A 20926-nucleotide genomic window follows, 5' to 3' on the forward strand; every position below is an offset into this window, starting at 1 on the left:
AATCAGCGATCGTAGTTGAGGTTAGGGGCGAGCCAGCGCTCCATGGTCTCGAGATCCATCTGCTTGCGGGCCGCTATATCCTCAACCTGGTCTTTGCCGATTTTCCCCAGGCCAAAATATTTGGCGTCCGGGTGGCCCAAATACCATCCACTAACGGAAGCTGCCGGACTCATGGCAAAGCTTTCGGTCAAGAATACGCCGGTGTTGGCTTCTGCATCCAACAATTTGAACAGGGTGGCCTTTTCGGTGTGATCCGGGCAAGCCGGGTAGCCGGGAGCCGGGCGAATACCCTGATATTTTTCCTTGATGCGTTGCTCGTTATCTATTTGCTCATCCGGGGCGTAGCCCCAGATGTCCTGACGGACTTGTTCGTGCAGGTACTCGGCAAATGCTTCGGCCAAGCGATCGGCCAGTGCCTTGATCATGATGCTGTTGTAGTCGTCATGGCTGGCATTGTAATTTTGCGCCAGCTGTTCGGCCTCGATGCCGGCGGTGACCACAAATGCACCCATGTAATCCTGTTTGCCATCGGTCAGCCTGGCTTCCGGAGTGACAAAATCCGCCAGTGAATAATTGGGCTGATCGTTTGGCTTGTCGGCTTGCTGGCGCAGGTGATGCAGCACCGCCAACTCCTCCGCTGGATTGTCAGGGTTGAAAATCACGGTGTCGTCATTGCCGCGTTTGGCGGCAGGCCACAGGCCGATGACAGCGCGGGCGCGGAACAGTTTGTCATCCACGATACGTTGCAACATGGCCTGGGCATCCTTGAACAGATTGGTGGCGGCTTCACCAACCACTTCATCTTTCAGGATGCGGGGGAATTTACCGGCCAACTCCCAAGACATGAAGAAGGGTGTCCAGTCGATGTAATCGACCAGCTCGGCAACATCAAAATGATCGAATACGCTGATACCCAGCCGGTTGGGGGTGACAGGTTGGTAGCTGTCCCAATCACAGTTGAAGGCATTGGCCACGGCTTGTGAATAGGGTAATAGAGCTTTGGCCTTACGATTGGCATTACGCTGACGTACGTGAACGTATTCGTCGCGAGTGGCGGCAATAAATGCAGGCTTGGCTTCCGGGGTGACCAGTTTCTGGGCAACGCCGACAGCGCGGGAAGCATCTGCCACGTAGATGGTAAGGTCATTTTTGAACTGGGGTTCAATTTTTACCGCTGTGTGGGCTTTGGACGTCGTGGCGCCGCCAATCATCAAGGGGACATGGTAGTCCAGGCGCTGCATTTCACGGGCAACGTGAACCATTTCGTCCAGCGATGGCGTGATCAGGCCAGACAAGCCGATGATATCGACGTTCTCCTCTTTGGCGACCTTGAGGATTTTTTCGGCAGGCACCATCACGCCCAGGTCAATCACTTCAAAGTTGTTGCACTGCAGTACCACACCAACGATGTTTTTACCGATGTCGTGCACGTCGCCTTTAACGGTAGCCATCAGGATTTTGCCCTGGGTTTCAGACTTGCCGTTTTTTTCTTCTTCGATGTAGGGCAGCAAGTAAGCTACTGCCTGCTTCATGACGCGGGCACTTTTTACCACCTGCGGCAGGAACATTTTGCCGGAGCCAAACAGGTCGCCAACCACATTCATGCCATCCATCAGCGGGCCTTCGATCACTTCAATCGGCCGTGCAAACATTTGGCGGGCGGCCTCGGTATCTTCTTCAACGTAGGCGTTAATGCCTTTGACCAAGGCATGAGTCAGTCGCTCGGTGACTGGCAGGGTGCGCCATTCTTCGGTTTCTTTCTCCGCGACCGAGCCATCACCACGGTAGTTTTCGGCGACCGCCAGCAGGCGGTCGGTGGCATCGTCGCGGCGATTGAGGATGACGTCTTCAACCAGCTCTTTTAATTCGGCCGGAAGATCATCGTAAACCGCCAGCTGACCGGCGTTAACAATGCCCATGCTCAGGCCATTTTTTATGGCGTAATAAAGGAAGACAGAGTGGATGGCTTCGCGCACCGGGTTATTGCCCCGGAACGAGAAGGAAACATTGGAAACACCGCCAGAGATCTTGGCGTGGGGTAGGTTTTTGGTAATAAACTGGCAGCTGTTGATGAAATCAACGGCGTAATTGTTGTGCTCTTCAATGCCGGTGGCAACGGCAAATATATTCGGGTCGAAGATGATATCGGCTGGATCGAAGCCCACTTCATCGACCAGAATACGGTAGGATTTTTCACAAATATCGTTCTTGCGGGCTTCGGTATCTGCCTGACCTTGTTCGTCGAACGCCATGACCACCACCGCCGCGCCGTAACGCAGACAGCGTTTGGCTTTTTCGACGAACTCTTGCTTGCCTTCTTTTAGCGAGATGGAGTTGACCACCGCCTTGCCCTGAATGCACTTCAGACCAGCTTCGATGATTTCCCATTTGGAGGAGTCCACCATGATCGGTACGCGAGCAATATCCGGCTCGGCGGCAATCAGATTCAGGAAGCGCACCATGGCGGCCTGAGAATCCAGCATGCCCTCATCCATATTGATGTCGATGATCTGGGCGCCGTTTTCTACCTGTTCACGAGCTACCGTCAAGGCCTGGTCGTAATTCTCATCGACAATCAGGCGTTTGAATACCGCTGAGCCTGTGACGTTGGCACGCTCACCGACGTTAACAAACAGGCTGGTTTCGTCAAAGTTGAACGGCTCCAGCCCGGCCAGTCGGCAGGCCGGCTTTATCTCTGGAATAACCCGTGGCGGGTGTTTTGCCACCGCTGCGGCAATCGCCTTGATGTGTGCCGGTGTGGAGCCACAACAGCCGCCCAGGATGTTGAGGAAGCCGCTGGCGGCAAATTCTTCAACGATGGCAGCCATTTCTGCCGGAGTCTGGTCGTATTCGCCGAACTCGTTGGGCAGGCCGGCATTCGGGTGGGCGGAAATAAAACACTTGGCCTTGTTGCTCAGCTCTTCAATGTGAGGGCGAAGCTCTTCTGCTCCCAGAGCGCAGTTCAGCCCGATAGTCAACGGTCGGGCATGAATCAGCGAATTGTAGAAGGCTTCGGCGGTTTGGCCTGACAGGGTGCGACCGGATGCATCGGTAATCGTGCCGGAAATCATGATGGGTAATTCTTCGCCGCACGCTTCAAAGACTCCTTGCACCGCAAAAATGGCGGCCTTGGCATTGAGGGTGTCGAAAATGGTTTCAATCAGAATCAGGTCGGCACCACCAGCCATCAGCGCTTCGGTGGCTTCGGTATATTCGTCAACCAACTGATCAAAGGTGATCGCCCGGTAGCCGGGATCATTGACGTCCGGTGAAATTGAGCAGGTCTTGCTGGTCGGGCCAAGTACTCCGGCAACATAGCGCGGAATGCCCGTCGCAGCTTCCACTTCGTCACAGACGCTGCGGGCGAGGGCAGCCGCTTCGCGGTTTAATTCCGGTACCAGATCTTCAAGCCGGTAGTCCGCCTGCGAAACGCGGGTACTGTTGAAGGTGTTGGTTTCGAGTATGTCAGCACCGGCCTCCAGGTACTGGCGGTGGATGCCAGCGATAATGTCGGGCTGGGTCAATACCAGCAGATCGTTGTTACCCTTGATCTCCTGGCTCAGGTCGGCAAAGCGCTCGCCGCGGTAGTCTTTTTCTTCCAGCTGATGCGACTGAATCAGGGTGCCCATACCACCATCCAGGATGTGGATGCGCTGGGTAAGATTCTCTTTCAACTGCTGGATGCGACGTTGGCGACTGACGTTGGACATTGCTCTTTGACTCACTCGGATGAACTGCAGATCGACATTAAAAAAGGCGCAAGATTATATCAGAGGTGCATAAGATTGTCTTATCCAACTATTTTGGTGGGGTATTTCGCTACCTACGGGGTTTCGTTACAATGGCGGTCAGTTTTGAGGATACGTTTATGACCGAATACGTAAAGATTACCCCGGATGCTGAAGTTTACCTGGCTGATTTGCTGAGCAAGCAGCCCGCAGCAGATATGTCCGTCCGTGTGTTTATCACTCAGCCCGGCACCCGTTACGCTGAAACCTGTCTGGCTTACTGTCGCCCGGAAGAAGTGAATGAGAATGACAAGTTGCAGCAGATGGAGCTACTCAAGGTTTACGTTGAGGGGATGAGTATTCCGTATCTGGAGGAGTCGATTATCGACTTTGCCAAAGATCGCATGGGTGGGCAGCTGACCATCAAGGCCCCCAATGCCAAAATGCCCAAAGTGACAGCAGACAGCCCGGTTGAAGAGCGTATCAATTATTTGCTCTACACCGAAATCAACCCGGGACTGTCGTCTCATGGCGGCGAAGTCAGCTTGGTTGAATTCACTGAAGACGGTTTGGCTATTCTCAAGTTTGGCGGTGGTTGCCAGGGCTGCAGTGCCGTGGATATGACCTTGAAAGACGGCGTCGAGGCCAGTCTGATTGCCAAGATTCCTGAGGTTCAGGGCGTTCGCGATGTGACGGATCATACCGTAACGGATCAGGCTTACTTCAAATAGGGTGGTCAGTAAAAACGCTGGCGTTCTGCCAGGCTTCTCCAGACACTGACCCCGACAGCTTGGCAGCGCTTCGGCTGTCGGCTTTTCTGCTGACTGATGCTATCGCAGGTTTGTTAGGGTGATGGCAATATCCTCGCCGCCATTTTCTGTTCGGCTGACCCGTACGACGGAGGCATCAGCAACCAGTGGGAGCGTCGTTCCGCCGCCGCTGGATATTGTCACCACACCCTGCTGTCCAGCTTCCAGACCGCTGTCGGCATGACAGATCAGGCGGGCACCTGTGGTGCTCAAATCAACACAGGTCAAAGACAATGTGTGACTTTCCATCACCAGGCTGGCTTCGGTGTTAACCGACATCCGGATAAAATCGCGTTTTTCGGAATAGTGATTACGCCAGCTCATGGCTGCCTCCTTGATTGTTTGCCGGTATGCGGCTTCTTCTATGCCAATCAGTATAGTTCAATATTCCCTGGTTACAGAGCAAGTGGGGATTGCATGGCGATTCGCTTGGCGTTAGTGTTCGCACCCATGTTGCCTGCCCCGTAGGGGCAATGATGGGTTGGTCCAATGATACGGATATTTGTGTCTGGTAGTGGGCCTGCTTGTCGAGGTGTACCTCTTATTCTGAATGCTTTCCGGTGTTAGGAGATGCGAATGGCCGCAAATGTGCTGGTCATTGATGACGACCCCTCGGTGCTCGAGAGTATCGCCACGTTTTTAGTGGACTACGATTACCAGGTGGTAACTGCACCTTCCGCTGCAGCTGCCTGGCAAGAACTCGATCGTCATCATATTGATATTGCGATTTGTGATTTGCGAATGCCGGGTACCAGCGGTATCGAGTGGCTGGAGCAGCTAAAAAAATGCCGCCCCGAACTACCGGTGATCGTGGTGTCCGGTGCCGGGGTAATGGACGATGTGGTGCGAGCCTTGCGACTGGGGGCTGATGACTTTCTGGTGAAACCCATACTCGATCTGGAAGTGCTGCATCATGCGCTCAGGCGGGCGCTGGAGCGTGCCGATCTTGAGGCAGAAAACACCGCGTACCGTGAATATCTGGAAAAAACCAATACTGAGTTGAAGCGTGGTCTGGATGAGCTGAGAATCGATCAAATGGCCGGTCGTCAAATTCAGATGCGGATGTTGCCCGACCCCCTGAACTACAACGGTTTGCAGTGTGACCATCGGATTTTTCCTTCACTGATGTTGAGTGGTGATTTTCTCGATTATTTTGAGCTGGGAGAACATCGGCTGGTTTTCTATATCGCCGACGTGTCTGGCCATGGTTCGTCATCGGCATTTGTCACGGTACTGCTTAAAAATCTCACTTATCGCCTGCGGCGTAACTTTCGTCGAGGCTCCAGTGATGATCTGTTACATCCGGCCCAGGTGCTCGAGCGGATGAATTCCGAGATGCTGGCAACCGGGCTGGACAAGCATCTGACCATTTTCTACGGCATATTGGATACGCGGGAGTTGGTTCTGGAATACAGTGTCGGCGGCCATTTGCCGATGCCGGCGCTGCTGGATGCCTCAGGTTGTCATTATCTGGAAGGGCGAGGCATGCCGGTGGGCTTGTTCCGTGAAGCAGAATACAAAACCAGGCGGCTGGAACTTCCTGAGGTCTTCCGGCTTCTACTGTTTTCGGATGGTGTGTTGGAAATTATTCCCGCTGCCAGCCTGACAGAGAAAGAAGCAAGCCTGCTGGACATGGTTAAAGGCCAGCAGGGCGATCTGGACGGACTGACGTCTGTGCTGGAGCTGGAAACAGAACAAGCGTTGGAAGTTCCTGACGATATTGCGATGGTCTCTATTGGTCGAGGTGAACTATGACGTCGGGTCAGATCCAGGTAGCCCAGTATCACGGCGTCGAGATTGTGCGCCTGATAGGGGATGTGCGACTCAATCTGTGTACCGCCTTTGATCGATACATTCGGCAGGTGCTTTCCGATGGCATGTTTGCCAATGTGTTGATCGACTTGTCAGCGGCTGAGGGCGTCGACAGCACGACGCTGGGCCAGCTGGCAAAAATATCCATCGTAAGTCGGGACCGGTTTGATATCACCCCGACGGTGTTTTCCCCGGATCCCAGTATTACGCGAATTCTTATGAGCATGGGTTTCGACCATGTTTTTCATATTCTGGAAGAGCCATTTGCCAATGAAGCCGAGTTTCGGGACTGGGTAGATGATACGGTAGATGAAGAGGCCGCTCGCGAGCAGATTATTTCAGCTCACAAGGTATTGATGGATCTTAACGACAGCAATCGCGATACCTTCAGTGAGCTGGTTGAAACTCTGGAATGCAGTCGAACCCAATAACCCATCAGGAGATTTTTTGTGGGCATCCGTACAGCAGCCATCATAGGTGGAGGCAGTTTTGGCACGGTCACGGCCAATATTCTTGCAGATAATAATATTCAGGCCATTCAGTGGTTACGAAATCAGGATATTGCGGACAGCATCAATCAACAGCACGTCAATGAACAATATTTGCCCGGTATCGCCCTCAATCCGTCACTCAAGGCAACAACGGCTATTGAAGAAGCCGTCGTTGGTGCCGATGTGATTTTTGTTTCCGTACCCAGCAAGTCCGTCAGAGACGTTATTTCCGGATTTGCTCATCTGATCAGCCCGCAACAAGCGCTGGTCAGTACCACCAAGGGAATTGAACCAGACGGCTTTTTATTGATGAGCCAGGTCATTCGCGAGGTGTTTCCTGACAACCCGGTGGGTGTACTCAGCGGCCCCAATCTCGCCAAGGAAATTGCTCGCAAGGAGCTGGCAGGAACCGTCATTGCCAGTGAAAACAGTGACTTGCGTCGTGATATTCAAGAAGCTTTAAGTTGTGATTACTTTCGTGTTTACGCCTCCAATGATGTCTATGGCGTTGAACTGGGTGGGGCGTTAAAAAACATATACGCGATTGTTTCCGGCTTTGTGGCGGCACTGGGCATGGGGGAAAATACCAAGAGTATGATTATTACCCGCTCGCTGGCAGAAATGAGTCGCTTTGCCGATGCCATGGGAGCCAACCCGCTGACATTTCTTGGCCTGTCGGGCGTGGGGGATCTGGTGGTGACCTGCATGTCCCCCCTGAGCCGCAACTTTCGTGTCGGTTATGCCATCGGCCAGGGCAAAACCCTTGATCAGGCGATCGAAGAGTTGGGTGAAGTGGCTGAAGGTGTGAATACCTTGCGCTATGTCAGGGCCAAGGCAGAAGATTCAGGTATCTATATGCCTCTGGTGATGGGTGCTTACGAATGTTTGTTTCATGGCGCCGATCCCGGAATGGTCGCTCGAGGGCTGATGACCGGTGAGCATGCGTCAGATGTAGAATTTGCCTTACCCAAGCACGAAATCTAACAGGAGCGGGTTCAATGTCAGACGCGAATTTCAAAACCAATGTCACCTCAGATGCTTTTTGGCTTCGAACAATTTATACCGTTATCTTTATTGTTGTCATAAGACTCCTCGACCTGGTCTTGTTACTGTCAACACTGGTGCAATGGGTGTCACGATTACTGACCGGCCATCCGCACAAGGAGTTGGGTGGTTTCTGCCAGGCGCTGGGAATTTACTACCAGCAGGTGGTGCATTACCTGACCGGCTGCAGTGACGAAAAGCCATTTCCCTTCCGGGAGTGGCCTTCAACACTGACTGCGACTGCGGAAGAAAACGTTCCAACGTCGCCCGATCAGTAGTCAATGATGATCCAAAAATAAAGAAGCGCCTTGAACAAAAAGGCTGATATTTTGTGAAAATCTGTATAGTTCGCCACGGTTCTGCCGTCGTCGGGAGTCTTGATGATCAACATCGGGGTCTAACCGACAAGGGACGACATCAAGCTCAGGCCGCTGGAGGCTGGCTGGCGGAGCAGGAATGGCAGAATCCACAGATATGGGTCAGTCCTTATTATCGGGCCCAGCAAACGGCGGCGCTGATTTCGGAATCGATGCCATTAGATATGGAAAATCATGCTTCGCTGATACCGTCATCCGATGTTATTCCGATAGTGGATGAACTGATTGAACGGGACGGTGATGTGATTCTGGTGTCCCATTTGCCGCTGGTCGGACGCTTGGCAGCCTATCTGGTCGAAGGGCAGGTATTTGATCAACCCTGGTCACCGGCTGAATGCTGGGTGTTGAGTGGTGATATTGCCGGGCCTGGTTGCTTGTCCGTAGAGTCAGTCTGGTACCCGGTGCTGGAAGGGCTCTGATATTGCTCCCTCCGGGCTGTACTCAATCAAGTCAGTTGTCATAATAGCCGCTTGCAATGTTGCCAGTGGTGTTCCAGTTTGAAAGCGATACAGTTTGATTATCCAGGTGCTTCTATCGAAGGGCTGGCGTGGGGTGAACCCGGTCAGCCAACGGTAATTGCTGTTCATGGCTGGCTGGATAATGCCGCCAGCTTTGCGGCCTTGGCTGACCAGTTACCGGGTATTTATTTGATTGCGATTGATTTGCCGGGTCATGGTTTATCGGCCTGGCTACCAGGCGGCTATCCCATCTGGGCGCCTGCGGAAGCCATTGCCTGGGTCGCCGAACAGTTTTCTCAACCGGTTCACTGGCTGGGGCATTCGATGGGGGCTGCGGCGCTGGTGTTGGCGGCCGGGGCTTTCCCTGAACGTTTTGCCAGCACCGTTTTATTGGATGGTATTGGCCCTGTCACCCAAACCAACGAACAAGCTGTCGACACCTTTCGGCGTCATGTGGAGACATCGGTTCGCGCTGGTTTTGCGGGTTACCTCAATCCGGAACAAGCCATTGCGGCACGGATAAAGGCTACGCCGTTTGTTGGTGCGGAAGTTATTGCGCCCGTTATTCTGCGTAACCTGGAGCCGCGTAACCAACGCTGGTTCTGGCGTACCGATCCGGCTTTGCGTCGTCCTTCGGCTTTTCGTCTGACGGAGCCCATGGTGGAGGAATTTCTGCGAGCAATGACTTTGCCCACGTTAGTGGTTCGTGCCCATGAGGGCATCGTTCCCGAAGCTGTTTTTTGTCGTCGACTCGGATTGATGCCGATGGCAGAGCGCCTTGATGTTGAGGGGCATCATCATCTGCATCTGGAACCGGAAAAATCGGCATTGTTGGCCAAATCGTTACTTGCTTTCTGGGAGCGCGCAGGATGAAAAACGTACACCAGCTTGGCTGGTTTGTCGTGCTAATCGCGGCGTTGCTGCTGTCGCTGGCATTATCGTGGTTTGGTTTGGCGGCAGCTCATTACGGCTTTGAACGCTGGTACGATATTTATGATATTGGCGAGCATATCGATCGGTATGGCCCGCAAAATCGTTTTATTCGTGGGTTGGACAGCCTCGACAAGGCGGAACATGTCCGACTGTTTAATGCCATCAGTGAAGCAGTTCATCATCAGGGTGAGGGGCTAAAAGAAATAACGTTTGAGTATCGTGGCAGCACTCGCCCGCTGTTGAGACAACCGGAGGTGGTTCATTTGCAGGATGTTGCCAATTTAATCGATGTCTTGCGGCTGGTCAGCGTTTTTTTTGCCGTGGTCGTGGTTGGCGGAACCTTGTTGTTACGGCGACATAAACCCCGCTGGCGAATTCAGGGGGCGTTGCTGGGCGGGCTGATGAGTCTGTCGGTGTTGTCGATTATCCTGATTGGGCCGAAGCAGGTGTTCTATCACCTGCATGAAATGATTTTCCCAGCTGATCATGCCTGGTTTTTTTACTATCAGGACTCGTTGATGGCAACCTTGATGAAAGCGCCGGATCTGTTTGGTGGCATTGCCCTTGTCATTGTCATGGGCGGCGTCATTCTGTTTGGGTTTTACCTGCTGTTGCTGACCGGTTGGCAGCGGCGCCAGGGTAGCCAATAACGCCGAATCAGAACGGTGGTGGCGACACAATATCCATGCGCTCATCGGTAGTGGGGTGGCGAAAGGACAATTCTCGGGCATGCAGCTGCATGGTGGGTGTTGTCTGTTCCGAATAATTGGCGCTGTAAAAGGGATCGCCGATGATCGGGTGGCCAATTTGCTGCATGTGCAGGCGTAATTGATGGGAGCGGCCGGTCTTGGGGTACATCTCAATCCGGGTAGTACGTCGGCCTTCCGTGTCAGTGTCAACATCCAGCTTGTGCCAGCGGGTCAGGGCATAGCGTCCGTCCGTATGGCTGATTTTCTGTAATGGCCGGTTGGGCCAGTCGACAATGATCGGCAGATTGATACACCCGCCGCTACCTTTTGGTTCCCCGCTTACCAGCGCCTCATATACCTTGCGAGTGGTCTGCTTTTCAAACTGCTGCTGGATACAGGTCAGAGCCGGTTTGTTGCGGGCGTAAACAATAATGCCAGAGGTGTCGCGGTCAAGGCGATGCACAATATGCAACTCACCGAGCAACGCTTGCAGACGGCCAAAAGCCGAGTCTTTGTCATACAAGCCGGGCACGCTGAGTAACCCGCCCGGTTTATTAAGAATGACGATTTCGCTGTCTTGATAAAGAATACGTTGTTTAATCATGGTAGGGGTATTGGTGTTTTTCCAGTATCTGCTGATAACTCCCGTCCTGTTTCATCTGTTGCAACATGTGATTGAAGCCAGTAATGAGGGCGGAAGCGTTGCTGAGTTGGCGATTGATCGCCAGATGAATGCTGGTTCTGGCAATGTCGCCGGGGGCGAGCACCAGATGTTCGGCAATGGTCGGATTGCTGGCCAGTTCGGTGCTGGCTACCCATTCGTCAACCAGAGCCAGATCAAGATTGTTGTTGGCAACGTCACGGAATAGCTGGGAGCAGTAATCCCGTGGTTCAACCGCGAAGTAACGATCTATGTTGTCCAGCCAGGGGCCATAATTTATTTCTGAGTAGATGCCCAGGCGCAATGCTGGTGTGGTGATTTTCAGATGATTTTTGCCCTGATACTCAAAGTCACTGCTCTTGGATTTGATAAAGCGCAACTGACCATGAAGGTAGGCATCGGACAGCAGCCATTTATCATCTTGCTGACCTGGCCAGGTCGATAATACACCCTGGATTTCGCCACTGTTGGTGGATTCCAGTACGCGCATCCAGGGCATGAATTCAACTTCAACGCGATAGCCAAGACGGGAAAGTGCCGTTGTCACCAGTTCGGTTGCAATCCCGTCACCAAGTAATTGCTTGCCGGCGTACGGTGCCCAGCTATCGGATCCGAGTCGTACCACAGGCCGGTCATCTGGATATTCCTTGCTCAGTTTGACCATGGCCTGACTGAAGCCGTTTTCCTGGATCATTGCCTGAACCTGATCGCGAAAGCTTTTTACCAGGCTCATACCGGCGATGGTGACATCATCGACACGCCACTGAGCGCTGTGGTAAAGGCGATAGTCAACGGTCAACGGCGGCTTGCCATTCAATTCAATAAGGCTGGGAACCAGCGCCTTGTTGTGGCCGTTATATCGGGTGTCCAGGAAGTGAACCGGTTGGTCATCATAAGCCCGGAAGGCACCGGCATAGGTTTTCAGCAGTTTGCGGCGAAACGCTTCCAGAAACAGGCTTTGCTGCTCGGAAGAAGCTCTGCGCCAGTACTTGCCAAGCACTTTTTTCCCCATTTGCCGGGTGTCAATCAAGGGCAGGATGCTGGTCGACAGCAGTTGATCCAGATAGCCGGGATGTGTCTCGATCAGAGCCCTGTCATTGGTCAAGTGGCTGGTGACCAGGCTGACAGCTGATTTGACCAGCTCATCCGGTGCGGTTTCGGTAGCAGCACCTGCGCTAACGCCAAAGAAGGGCAGTGAAGCCAGCAGGACAAGTTGGATCAGATAGCGACGAAACGGCATGGCAAATCCTGTGGGTTAATCCTGTAAATTGAAAGGGACAGTCTGGCTTACAAGCAAATATCGGGCAAGTTTCGCACCAGCATGACCTTTTCCGCATTTGAGATCACACTATTTGCCGGGATATTGATATCAACAATAAAACCGGATCCTGGTGCATCGTGACGAGATTTGCCCTGACGATCCTGGATGTGCTCGAGAATAAACGAAATATTGCCCGTTGGGGTCATCAATTCCAGCCTGTCGCCCACTTCAAAGCGGTTACGCACATCAATACGCAAGCGACCGTCGGTCATTCCCATGCTTTCACCGACAAATTGCTGGCCGGTGCTGGTCGATGTACCACGTTCGTAATTTTGATATTCGTCGTGAACGTGGCGGCGAAAAAAGCCTTCGGTATAGCCACGATTAGACATGTTCTCCAAGGTATTCATCAGGTTTTTGTCAAAATCTCGTCCGTTGGCCGCGTCATCAATGGCTTTTCGGTAAGCTTGAGCAGTGCGGGCAACATAGTAGTGAGATTTGGTTCGGCCTTCGATTTTAAGCGAGTGAACGCCTAGTTTGACCAGTTGGTCAATATGCTGGATGGCACGAAGGTCACGCGAGTTCATGATGTAGGTGCCGTGTTCATCTTCGAACGCTGGCATGTATTCGTTGCTGCGACCCGCTTCCTGTAACAGGAAGATTTTGTCGGTGCTGCTGCCCATGCCGAGGGTCGGTGTTTTATCCGGGCGGAATACTGGCCCGGACGGGTCGAATTCTTGCGCTCCAGCAGGAATGACGTCGCCAGCGTCAGTTTCCCTGGCTTCATGAGCATCGTATTTCCAGCGGCAGGCATTGGTGCAGCTACCCTGGTTGGGGTCACGGTGGTTCATGTAGCCGGACAGCAAGCAGCGGCCTGAGTAAGCAATACACAAGGCGCCGTGAACAAAGACTTCGATTTCCATTTCCGGGCTGCGCTGGCGAATATCGGCGATCTCGTGCAACGACAACTCGCGGGAGAGAATAATCCGGCTCACACCCTGACGTCGCCAGAACTCTACGGCGGCATAGTTGACGACATTGGCTTGCACGGACAGGTGGATAACGGTATCTGGCCAGCGATCCTTGACCAGCATGATCAGGCCGGGATCAGACATAATCAGGGCGTCGGGTTGCATGGCAATCACCGGTGCAATATCCCCCATGTAGGTATCGACCTTACTGTTATGGGGCGCGATATTACTGGCTACATAGAACTTCTTGCCCAATTGATGGGCTTGAGAAATGCCCTGGTTCAGTTTCTCCAGGGTAAAGTCGTTGTTGCGCACTCGCAAGCTGTAGCGCGGCTGGCCGGCATAAACCGCGTCGGCACCATAAGCAAATGCGTATTCCATGTTTTTGATGGTGCCGGCGGGGGAGAGCAGTTCAGGGATCATGGTGTTGGTTCTGGGTACGGGTTGGATAGTGAATTGAGGGTGCGTCTTTAGATGCACCCTTGAATAAACGCACCAGTTTAGCGTCGTTTCACTTCGTTATATTGATCCAGCCCGGGTTCCGTCTATTCAGCGACTCCGAACAGACTGACGTCCATTTCAGCCATCCAGACAAAAAAATCCTTGCTCACAGGAATGTGTCGCAAACTGCTGAACTGGCTCTGGAATTCTTTTTGTATCGAGGCAAAGTAGTGTTTCAGTTCGGCGGTTTCTGCACCCAGTTCGGTCATTTGCGCATAAATATCGGTGACGTACTGGTTGAGTAGTTCGATATCATCACAGGCGTCATCAAAAATGCACTCGGTAGAGGCATACAAGGCGGCGTTACACAGATCGACGATTTGCCAGCCCAGGGTGTCGGACTCTGTCAGCTCTGAGCGCCATTCACTGAACTGGGCAAAAAAACGTTCCAGGTTGGCGCGGGAGGTCAGCTCACCCTTGAGAAAGGCGGTTTGCTTATTGAGCAGCTTGGTGTAGGGGCTAACATCAAGCTGTTGGTCATCTTGCCACATTTGTATATGCGGTAAATTGATGCGGGCTAACAGCAGGCAATAGGCGCTGCGGCTGGCGGCATGTTCAGGTGTCATAGGGAAGAAGGTCCTGTAATGGGTGTCAGGGGGTCATTATCTGGGCGACTGGCACCAGAATATAACGAAGCGCTGATCGGAGTTAATCCGTTGAACCCGTGCAAACAGGCGTTTGAGCAGGGGTGGGTAGTGCAGGTGGCGATTGGCAACCACCAGCAAATTGCCATGCGGTTTCAGTTGGCGGGCGGAGTCGTTGAACATGTCGCTGGCAATATTGTTTAGTTGTTTATGGCCGTCATGAAAAGGTGGATTGCATACGACCCAGTCCAGCGGCTCACTGACTGCACTCAGGCTGTGACCGTGACGACACGCAATATCCACGTTTGCATTCAGCGCATTCTGTTGTGCCGACTCAACGGCAGGAAGGTAGTCATCGGTCTGGATAACCTGAAGTTCCGGGTGGCGTTGCTTGAGCCATAAGCCAAGAATGCCGTTGCCGCAGCCAAGATCACACAGCCTCCCGGTAACGTCAGGTAGTTGTGCTTGCGTTATTGTGTCTGGGCTGGACAGAGTGTGCAGCAGAAACTCAGCGCCGGGATCCAGGCTGGCTCGGGAAAACACACCTGGAAGGGATTGGATGTTTAGCGGGCCAACCTGATATTCCTGCCACAAGCGTAAGCCCGGATCGTTGGCGGGGTGGCGAACCTGCACCAGTCTGGCTTTACGTTTGATAGGCAGTTGCTGGTAGTGGGCGCAATGCTGTTCCAGCCAGTTCAACCAGCGAACGGGAATGTGCTTGGCCATGCCCGCCAGATAAATAGTGGTCTGGCTGTCAAGGTGTTCCCGACAGAGTTGCAGCCAGTAACGCAGCTGTTCAAAGTTTTTGGGTAGCCGGATAATGACTTGGCTAATATCGCTGTCTTGCAGTTGTTGGGGGGTATTGATCCAGCGAGCGTCTGTTTGGTCGAGACCGTTGCGTTGACGGTTATTAATACTGGACTGGTGTGCGCAGGCGCTATCAAGCCAGCAAACAGGTTGCTGCAGCGCACAAGCCAGTGCGCCATAACGATCATTAAACAGCAAGGTGGGCGTGTCGCAATCAAGGTGATCCATCAGGTATTCGTCAGCGCTGTCCCAGGGGCGCGCGATCTGCTCGGGTACGGCAGGAAAACACTCAAGTTCCAGTGACGTGGCCGGCCACCAGCTCATCAGTAAATATCTTTGAAATCTTTGTCTTCCAGCTGATCGAGCAACGAGCGTTCTGGCAAGTCAGGCTTGGGCTGTCGGGCCGCAACCGCTGGCTCCACAATTTCTGCAGCAGGTTTGTTGCTGACGAGATTTTTTTGGTTGTCAGCTGTTTTTTCTGCTTGCTCTTTGTTTAATGCGGCTTTGGCTTCCGGGTTTTCGGCCAGAAATTTCTCAAAAACAGAGGGGACGCGATTTTTGACGCGTTTGCCGGTTTGGCGATCATTGCCAGCCTCACGCTTTAATTTGGCAGCGTTGCCGGTCTTTACCTTGTGGATGCGTTTGAGTGATCGGTTTTTTTTCAGGCGGGTCATGATTGGCTACATCAACAAGGGTAAGTGAACAAGCGCGGAATGATAACAAAGCGGGACTGTATTTACATCTGGTACTGGCGCGTTATTGTGTCCGGCTGATTGACTTAACCTTGACTTTATATACAGGAAACCACATTCAAATGTATTGGCAATCCCTTGTTTTTACAGGAGAAATAGTACTCCCCGTATTTCTTCTTGTGGTTCTGGGTGTTATCTTGCGCCAGCGTCGTCTTATCGATGATCATTTTGTTACGGTCAGTTCCCGACTGGTTTTTACACTGACTCTCCCCGTACTGGTGTTTCTGGCAATATCAAAAGTACATTTTGATTCCGGTGTTCATCTTGGCCTGGTGATTTTTGTCGCCCTGGCTATTTTATTCAGCTGCATCTTCAGTGGCATATGGGCGCGGATAGCCGGTGTGGATGAGGCCGATATCAGCGCGTTTGTGCAAGCCTCGTTTCGGGGTAATCTGGGTATTATCGGCATCTCTATGGTGGTGTACGCGTTTGGTGACCAGGGCACGCAGATCGGTGCTCTGGTACTTGCCATTGGTGTCCCTATGTACAATCTCTTGTCGGTCATGGTGCTGGCTAGAGGACAAGGTGTAAATTGGTCTGGCCAGCTCTTGCTGATTGCAAAAAACCCGCTGATCATCGCCATTGTGCTCGCATTGCCCTTCAGTCTGTTTGGATGGCAGTTACCCAAGCCACTGCACAGTGCTGCCAGTAGTCTGGGGCAGATGACATTACCCCTGGCGTTGATCAGTGTTGGCGGTACGCTGGACTTCCGAGCTCTCAGGGCGGCCAACTCAACGGCGCTGCAAATATCCCTGTTGAAGCTTGTTATCTTGCCGGTACTGATCGTGTTGTCAGCCATTACGGTGGGAATTCGCGGTGTTGAACTTGGGGTCGTTGCCTTGATGATGGCCAGCCCGACAGCCGCGGCTGCTTTTGTCATGGCTCGAGCGATGGGGGCGAACCATGTGCTGACTGCGAATGCCATTGCGGTCAGTACTTTGGGTTCAATGCTGACGATGGGTGGAATTTTCTATGTTTTACGTATTATGTCACTGCTATAGTGACAATCTTAGGCTGTTTTTGACAATTTTGGGATCGGTGGTGTAAATGCCAGATGGGAAACGCCAGTTGGTTTATTTGGCATCCAATCAACGAGGGCTTGAGTTAGAGCGTTATGAAATTGAACGCTTGCTAGCCCGGTTGAACATGACAAACGTCAGTTTTTCCTGTCGCGAGGATGGTGATGGCTACGATTGGGATCTGGCTCGCCAGCAAATCGAATTGGCAGATTTGTTTATTCTGCTGGTTGGTGATGAGTACGGCCCCATGGCGCCGACAGGGATCAGTTATCTGCACCGGGAATTTGTCCATGCCAGAACCATCGGCAAGCCGGTACTGGCATTTCTGAAAAACCTTCCTGTTGGTGGCTCCCTGACGCCAGAACAAGGGCGGCTGAAAGGGTTCTATCAGTTGGTGACGCAGCAAGTCAGTTACAAGTTGTGGCATTTACGCGATGAGTTATTGTCCTATGCCAGAACCGCTATCAACAATATCGAGCCGCGACTGGATTTTGGTTGGGTGCGCTGGACCGAAAAGATGGAAAAGCAGGAGCCAGTCACCGGTAGCCAGGATGCGGCCATGACCGGTGACGCAGCCGTGGTTGATCTTGGTGGTGGCTCACTGACGGTTCGAGAGCGTCTTGAAATGAGCCGCAAACCCGTCAACCTGATGGTTTCCGCCAAAGTGTACCAGGGCGGTAATCTTTCTCGCGAGGAGATGATACTGCCAGCCCGGCTGGATCAGCTGTATCGGGCCCTGCACAGTTCCTTTGCCGGTAATATAAGCGAGGATCGACTGAGGGGGTGCCTGGAAACTTTTATCGCCGACACTGTACGAAAGCAGCTCCTTGGTCGTCGCCCCAATGCCCATGCAGTGGATGATATCCGGGTCAGTAAATCCCAGTTTCGTTCGATTATGGAAACCTGGGAGCGCCTTGGGCTGGCAGCGCATACAGAAAAAGCCGGGCGCCACTACTGGATTGCCAATAGTGATCTGGCACAGGTGCGTACGGTCTGATAGGAGTAATGCCGGCTGTTACCCGTCGGTGTGGCAACATCCGGCTTGATTGCGATAGTGGCTCTTGGCGGATTGGCGGCAACTTAACGGCTGCTGCCAGAACTCCCCAGTAACGACTGCCGCTGCTCCCACTCCTCTCTCATGCTGTCACAGACTGAGTCACATAACTCAAAGATAAATGGCGCGCCAATGCTGAAGTAAGCCATGTTGCCTTCCTGGCGGCGGCGCACCAGGCCATGAGTTCTCAGTGTAGACAGATGCTTGGAGACATTGGGCTGGGATGCGCCCGTTGCTTCGACCAGTTGGCCAACCGATTTTTCTCCCGGTTGCAGCTGGTGCAAAATTCTCAGGCGCATTGGATCAGACAGCAAACGAAACCTCTGCGCGATCAGTTCCAGCATTTCTTCAGACAGATTTTCTTGCATGGATTATTCTCCTTCTTGGTGGAGAGTGTACGGCATGTCTGAAAATTCAAATATAGTCATGAAGATATATTTGCTGGAACTTTTTCTGTAGTCGTTATTCTTTTTTGTTATTAGTGATGACGAAATCTGCTTTCACCGGAAGGTGATCTGACAGTTGCTGCACCTCCAGCGACTGAATGACACTCGCATATTCGACAGATAACCGTTGACTATAAAACAAATAATCCAGGGTTCGATCTGGCCCGGTCACTTCTGGGTCGTTCGGGTAGTGCGTAAACCAGTCTGCGGCGGCATCGCGGATATTGTCTTGACCGGGTACAGATGGCCATCGAAGCAGTTGTTGTAGCTCAGTGGCTTCCTGGTAGAGATAATGCTGACTGGGTTGTAATTGCGCCAGTTGTCCCGGCATTAACAGATTCAGGTCGCCACCCAATATAAATGGTGATCCGCTCAGATCCTGTTCCTGCATCAGGCTGGCTGCCACTTCAACCTGCCTTTTCATGGTGTCGCTGCCCTGGGCGAATGCATCAAAGTGCGTATTGAACAGTCGCCATTCGGGACCATCGATAGTCGGCAAGCTGACGCCCAGAATCGCACGTTTGAGATAGAACTGTGCCGACACGAGATCCATAGGGGGTTGTGGCAGGCGATAACGCAAAGCGTCGCTGATCTTGTAACGTGAGAGGGTAATCAGTTTCATGCCGACGCTGCCCTTGATCCTCGGGTGTGGAATATAATCGGCTTTCCAGTAGTAGGTGCTGGCAATGCAGGGGTACATGTCGTCAGGAAGCTGCTTGAGCAGCTCTGCCAGCTGATCGGCATGGTCAGTTGCCGCCGCGTTGTGGTGGACTTCCTGGAGAAAAACAATGTCCGGCGCTTCTCGCTGTAATAACGCAGCAATCCCGGTCGTGGTTGTAGCGATATCCTGAGACGTTGGCCGATCATCCGGCCCGCGGTTATCCGGCAAATCAAAATAGAAAACATAGTGCTTGCCAGCAAAAAACTGCACATTGTAACTCATGACAGATAATGGCCCGTCCGAGATGGTATAGCTGGGCGTCGCGGTCGGGCAGGAGAGTTTGGCACTTTCCAGTTCGGCGGGATGATAGGTGCTGAAATAAATCCAAGCGACGAACAGCAGCAGGGTACCAACAGAAAAAAGCACCGCCGTATAGATCATCTTTTTCATCGATCAGGACTCCATGTCAGAATACTGGCGGGCGGTGGGCATCCGGGGCTAACTCGCTGTATACTGGCGCCGCCATTTCAGGGGTTGCCATGTTAAAGCATTTATTCATCGTTCTCTTGGTGATTTTCACCATAACGGGTTGCAGTCAGTCAGATTCGGTCGTCAAGATCGCTGGTCCGACGATGGGAACCCAATACCACATCAGCTGGATCGGCCAGAGTGAAGGAGCTGAAAACATTCAGCAGCTGGTTGATCAACGCCTGCTGGACATCAACCGAATCATGTCCACCTACGATCCAGAATCGGAGTTATCGCGGTTGAATCGGCGTAACCAGGCACTGAATGCTGAAGTCGTCTCCGCAGCATTGGCTGATGTACTGGCCCAGGCATTGGAAGTGTACATTCAGAGTGAAGGACGTTTTGATGTTACGGTTGGCCCCTTGGTGAATGCTTGGGGATTTGGTCCAGGAAAACATCGGGATCAAAAGTTGTCCAAGGAAGAAGTCGACGCATTACTCTCTGGCATAGGCTCCAGCGCTATCCATCTTGATGATCGTGTACTTTCAACTGACAAGCCGCTGTATATCGATTTGTCGGCCATTGCCAAGGGTTGGGCCGTTGACCAGATTGGCTATCTGCTCGAGCAGCAGGGCATTATTTCTTATCTCGTTGAAATTGGTGGCGAACTGCGCTCCCGTGGCACCAAGTCCGATGGCAATGGTTGGCGGGTGGCTGTTGAGCGACCGGTGCTGGATGCCATGGATCGACAGGTACAGCTGGTGCTGGAGCCAGGCGATTCTGCGCTGGCAACTTCCGGTGACTATCGCAATTATTTTGAAGAGCAGGGTGTGCGCTACTCCCACACGATCGACCCGCATACTGGCTATCCCATCACTCATCAGCTGGCCTCCGTCACCGTGCTGAATCCGAGTTGTGCCCTTGCGGATGCCTGGGCAACGGCGCTTAACGTCGCTGGGCCGGAGCAGGCGATTTTACTCGCCAATCGTTACAAGCTGACCGCCTACGCTATTGTGCGTACTGAGAATGGTTTTACCGAACTGGCCTCCGACGAATTTTTACATCGCTTCCCCGGTCTTATTCATGGAAGCGAGCAATGAGGATAATCCTATGACTATGATAATTGTGGCCTTTGCGGTCATGCTGATGATTGTTGCGGCAATGGCCGTTGGTGTTTTGTTTGGTCGTAAACCAATATCAGGTTCCTGCGGTGGCATGGCAGCGATTGGCATGGAGTCCGCCTGTGATGTCTGCGGTGGTGACAAGCAGAAATGCGAAAAAGAAAGCAAGGCTGCTGCGGCCCGGTCGGCCAGTGCCGAGTTTTACGACGCGACCAAACGCTAACAACGCGGTCGGGTCATTTCCACTAGACTATGGCCGGGCTGGGAATTGAATAATAA

Annotated in this window: 22 protein-coding genes; 12 read left to right on the top strand and 10 right to left on the bottom strand. The window is 52.7% G+C overall.

Translation table 11 applies throughout. The features are described from left to right. Window positions 1-2: 2 nt before the first annotated feature. Window positions 3-3710, bottom strand: a complete 3708-nt coding sequence (gene metH, locus WG929_RS08735) for a methionine synthase (protein WP_416205744.1) — start codon at window positions 3708-3710, stop codon at window positions 3-5. Between the two features lie 158 nt (window positions 3711-3868). Here metH and nfuA point away from each other — a divergent pair, with 158 nt between their 5' ends. Further along, a complete protein-coding gene (gene nfuA / locus WG929_RS08740; RefSeq protein WP_416205745.1) occupies window positions 3869-4459 on the top strand; it encodes a Fe-S biogenesis protein NfuA in 591 nt (196 codons plus the stop codon). 99 nt (window positions 4460-4558) lie between these two features. On the opposite strand, the gene WG929_RS08745 is transcribed toward nfuA, so the two are convergent. Beyond that, window positions 4559-4861 (bottom strand): PilZ domain-containing protein, encoded by a 303-nt coding sequence (locus WG929_RS08745; RefSeq protein WP_416205746.1) that lies wholly within the window; start codon window positions 4859-4861, stop codon window positions 4559-4561. A 252-nt stretch (window positions 4862-5113) separates the two neighbouring features. Here WG929_RS08745 and WG929_RS08750 point away from each other — a divergent pair, with 252 nt between their 5' ends. The 7 genes from WG929_RS08750 to WG929_RS08780 all read left to right on the top strand — a co-directional run bounded on the left by WG929_RS08750 (window position 5114) and on the right by WG929_RS08780 (window position 10302). Then, window positions 5114-6292 (top strand): SpoIIE family protein phosphatase, encoded by a 1179-nt coding sequence (locus WG929_RS08750; RefSeq protein ID WP_416205747.1) that lies wholly within the window; start codon window positions 5114-5116, stop codon window positions 6290-6292. Beyond that, window positions 6289-6780, top strand: coding sequence for an STAS domain-containing protein (locus WG929_RS08755; protein WP_416205748.1), 492 nt, complete (start codon window positions 6289-6291; stop codon window positions 6778-6780). The genes WG929_RS08750 and WG929_RS08755 overlap by 4 nt, the downstream gene beginning before the upstream one ends. Window positions 6781-6798: 18 nt before the next feature. Next, window positions 6799-7824, top strand: a complete 1026-nt coding sequence (locus WG929_RS08760) for an NAD(P)H-dependent glycerol-3-phosphate dehydrogenase (RefSeq protein ID WP_416205749.1) — start codon at window positions 6799-6801, stop codon at window positions 7822-7824. A 14-nt stretch (window positions 7825-7838) separates the two neighbouring features. Continuing rightward, window positions 7839-8162 carry a DUF4389 domain-containing protein gene (locus WG929_RS08765; protein ID WP_369857971.1) on the top strand — a complete coding sequence of 108 codons (324 nt, stop codon included), beginning with the start codon at window positions 7839-7841 and terminating at the stop codon, window positions 8160-8162. A gap of 53 nt (window positions 8163-8215) precedes the next feature. Further along, window positions 8216-8680, top strand: coding sequence for a phosphohistidine phosphatase SixA (gene sixA / locus WG929_RS08770; protein WP_416205750.1), 465 nt, complete (start codon window positions 8216-8218; stop codon window positions 8678-8680). A gap of 78 nt (window positions 8681-8758) precedes the next feature. Continuing rightward, window positions 8759-9592 (top strand): alpha/beta fold hydrolase, encoded by an 834-nt coding sequence (locus tag WG929_RS08775; protein WP_416205751.1) that lies wholly within the window; start codon window positions 8759-8761, stop codon window positions 9590-9592. Further along, entirely contained in the window at window positions 9589-10302 is a 714-nt protein-coding gene (locus WG929_RS08780) for a lipoprotein intramolecular transacylase Lit (protein WP_369857974.1), read from the top strand. Before WG929_RS08775 ends, WG929_RS08780 begins: the two co-directional genes overlap by 4 nt. A 7-nt stretch (window positions 10303-10309) precedes the next feature. Here WG929_RS08780 and WG929_RS08785 read toward each other — a convergent pair whose 3' ends face one another. The 6 genes from WG929_RS08785 to WG929_RS08810 all read right to left on the bottom strand — a co-directional run bounded on the left by WG929_RS08785 (window position 10310) and on the right by WG929_RS08810 (window position 15800). Next, the gene (locus WG929_RS08785; RefSeq protein WP_369857975.1) at window positions 10310-10945 is read right to left on the bottom strand and encodes an RluA family pseudouridine synthase; all 636 of its coding nucleotides are present in this window, start codon (window positions 10943-10945) and stop codon (window positions 10310-10312) included. Further along, window positions 10938-12242 (bottom strand): ABC transporter substrate-binding protein, encoded by a 1305-nt coding sequence (locus WG929_RS08790; protein WP_369857976.1) that lies wholly within the window; start codon window positions 12240-12242, stop codon window positions 10938-10940. Before WG929_RS08790 ends, WG929_RS08785 begins: the two co-directional genes overlap by 8 nt. Before the next feature lie 47 nt (window positions 12243-12289). Further along, on the bottom strand, window positions 12290-13657 hold the full coding sequence (gene trhP / locus WG929_RS08795; RefSeq protein ID WP_369857977.1) for a prephenate-dependent tRNA uridine(34) hydroxylase TrhP: 1368 nt from the start codon (window positions 13655-13657) through the stop codon (window positions 12290-12292). Between the two features lie 122 nt (window positions 13658-13779). After that, window positions 13780-14301 (bottom strand): hypothetical protein, encoded by a 522-nt coding sequence (locus WG929_RS08800; RefSeq protein WP_369857978.1) that lies wholly within the window; start codon window positions 14299-14301, stop codon window positions 13780-13782. A 36-nt stretch (window positions 14302-14337) separates the two neighbouring features. Further along, a complete protein-coding gene (locus WG929_RS08805; RefSeq protein ID WP_416205752.1) occupies window positions 14338-15450 on the bottom strand; it encodes a class I SAM-dependent methyltransferase in 1113 nt (370 codons plus the stop codon). Next, window positions 15450-15800 (bottom strand): hypothetical protein, encoded by a 351-nt coding sequence (locus WG929_RS08810; protein ID WP_416205753.1) that lies wholly within the window; start codon window positions 15798-15800, stop codon window positions 15450-15452. Before WG929_RS08810 ends, WG929_RS08805 begins: the two co-directional genes overlap by 1 nt. Before the next feature lie 140 nt (window positions 15801-15940). Between WG929_RS08810 and WG929_RS08815 the strand changes: the two genes are divergently transcribed. Together WG929_RS08815 and WG929_RS08820 are read left to right on the top strand one after the other, a co-directional pair. Further along, the gene (locus WG929_RS08815; RefSeq protein WP_416205754.1) at window positions 15941-16879 is read left to right on the top strand and encodes an AEC family transporter; all 939 of its coding nucleotides are present in this window, start codon (window positions 15941-15943) and stop codon (window positions 16877-16879) included. 46 nt (window positions 16880-16925) lie between these two features. Continuing rightward, entirely contained in the window at window positions 16926-17894 is a 969-nt protein-coding gene (locus WG929_RS08820; RefSeq protein ID WP_369857982.1) for a DUF4062 domain-containing protein, read from the top strand. A gap of 83 nt (window positions 17895-17977) precedes the next feature. Here the strand turns inward: WG929_RS08820 and WG929_RS08825 are convergent, their stop codons facing one another. Both WG929_RS08825 and WG929_RS08830 read right to left on the bottom strand, forming a co-directional pair. Further along, window positions 17978-18319, bottom strand: coding sequence for an ArsR/SmtB family transcription factor (locus WG929_RS08825; protein WP_369857983.1), 342 nt, complete (start codon window positions 18317-18319; stop codon window positions 17978-17980). Between the two features lie 94 nt (window positions 18320-18413). Beyond that, window positions 18414-19508: an endonuclease/exonuclease/phosphatase family protein gene (locus WG929_RS08830; protein WP_416205755.1), complete on the bottom strand. Its 1095-nt coding sequence runs from the start codon at window positions 19506-19508 to the stop codon at window positions 18414-18416. Window positions 19509-19597: 89 nt separating this feature from the next. Here WG929_RS08830 and WG929_RS08835 point away from each other — a divergent pair, with 89 nt between their 5' ends. Next, a complete protein-coding gene (locus WG929_RS08835; protein ID WP_369857985.1) occupies window positions 19598-20626 on the top strand; it encodes an FAD:protein FMN transferase in 1029 nt (342 codons plus the stop codon). Between the two features lie 10 nt (window positions 20627-20636). Then, complete coding sequence (nqrM, locus tag WG929_RS08840) at window positions 20637-20870, top strand: (Na+)-NQR maturation NqrM (RefSeq protein WP_369857986.1); 234 nt, start codon at window positions 20637-20639, stop codon at window positions 20868-20870. Window positions 20871-20926: the final 56 nt, after the last annotated feature.

The sequence above is a fragment of the Oceanobacter antarcticus genome (assembly GCF_044962685.1).
Taxonomy (GTDB): domain Bacteria; phylum Pseudomonadota; class Gammaproteobacteria; order Pseudomonadales; family Oceanobacteraceae; genus Oceanobacter; species Oceanobacter antarcticus.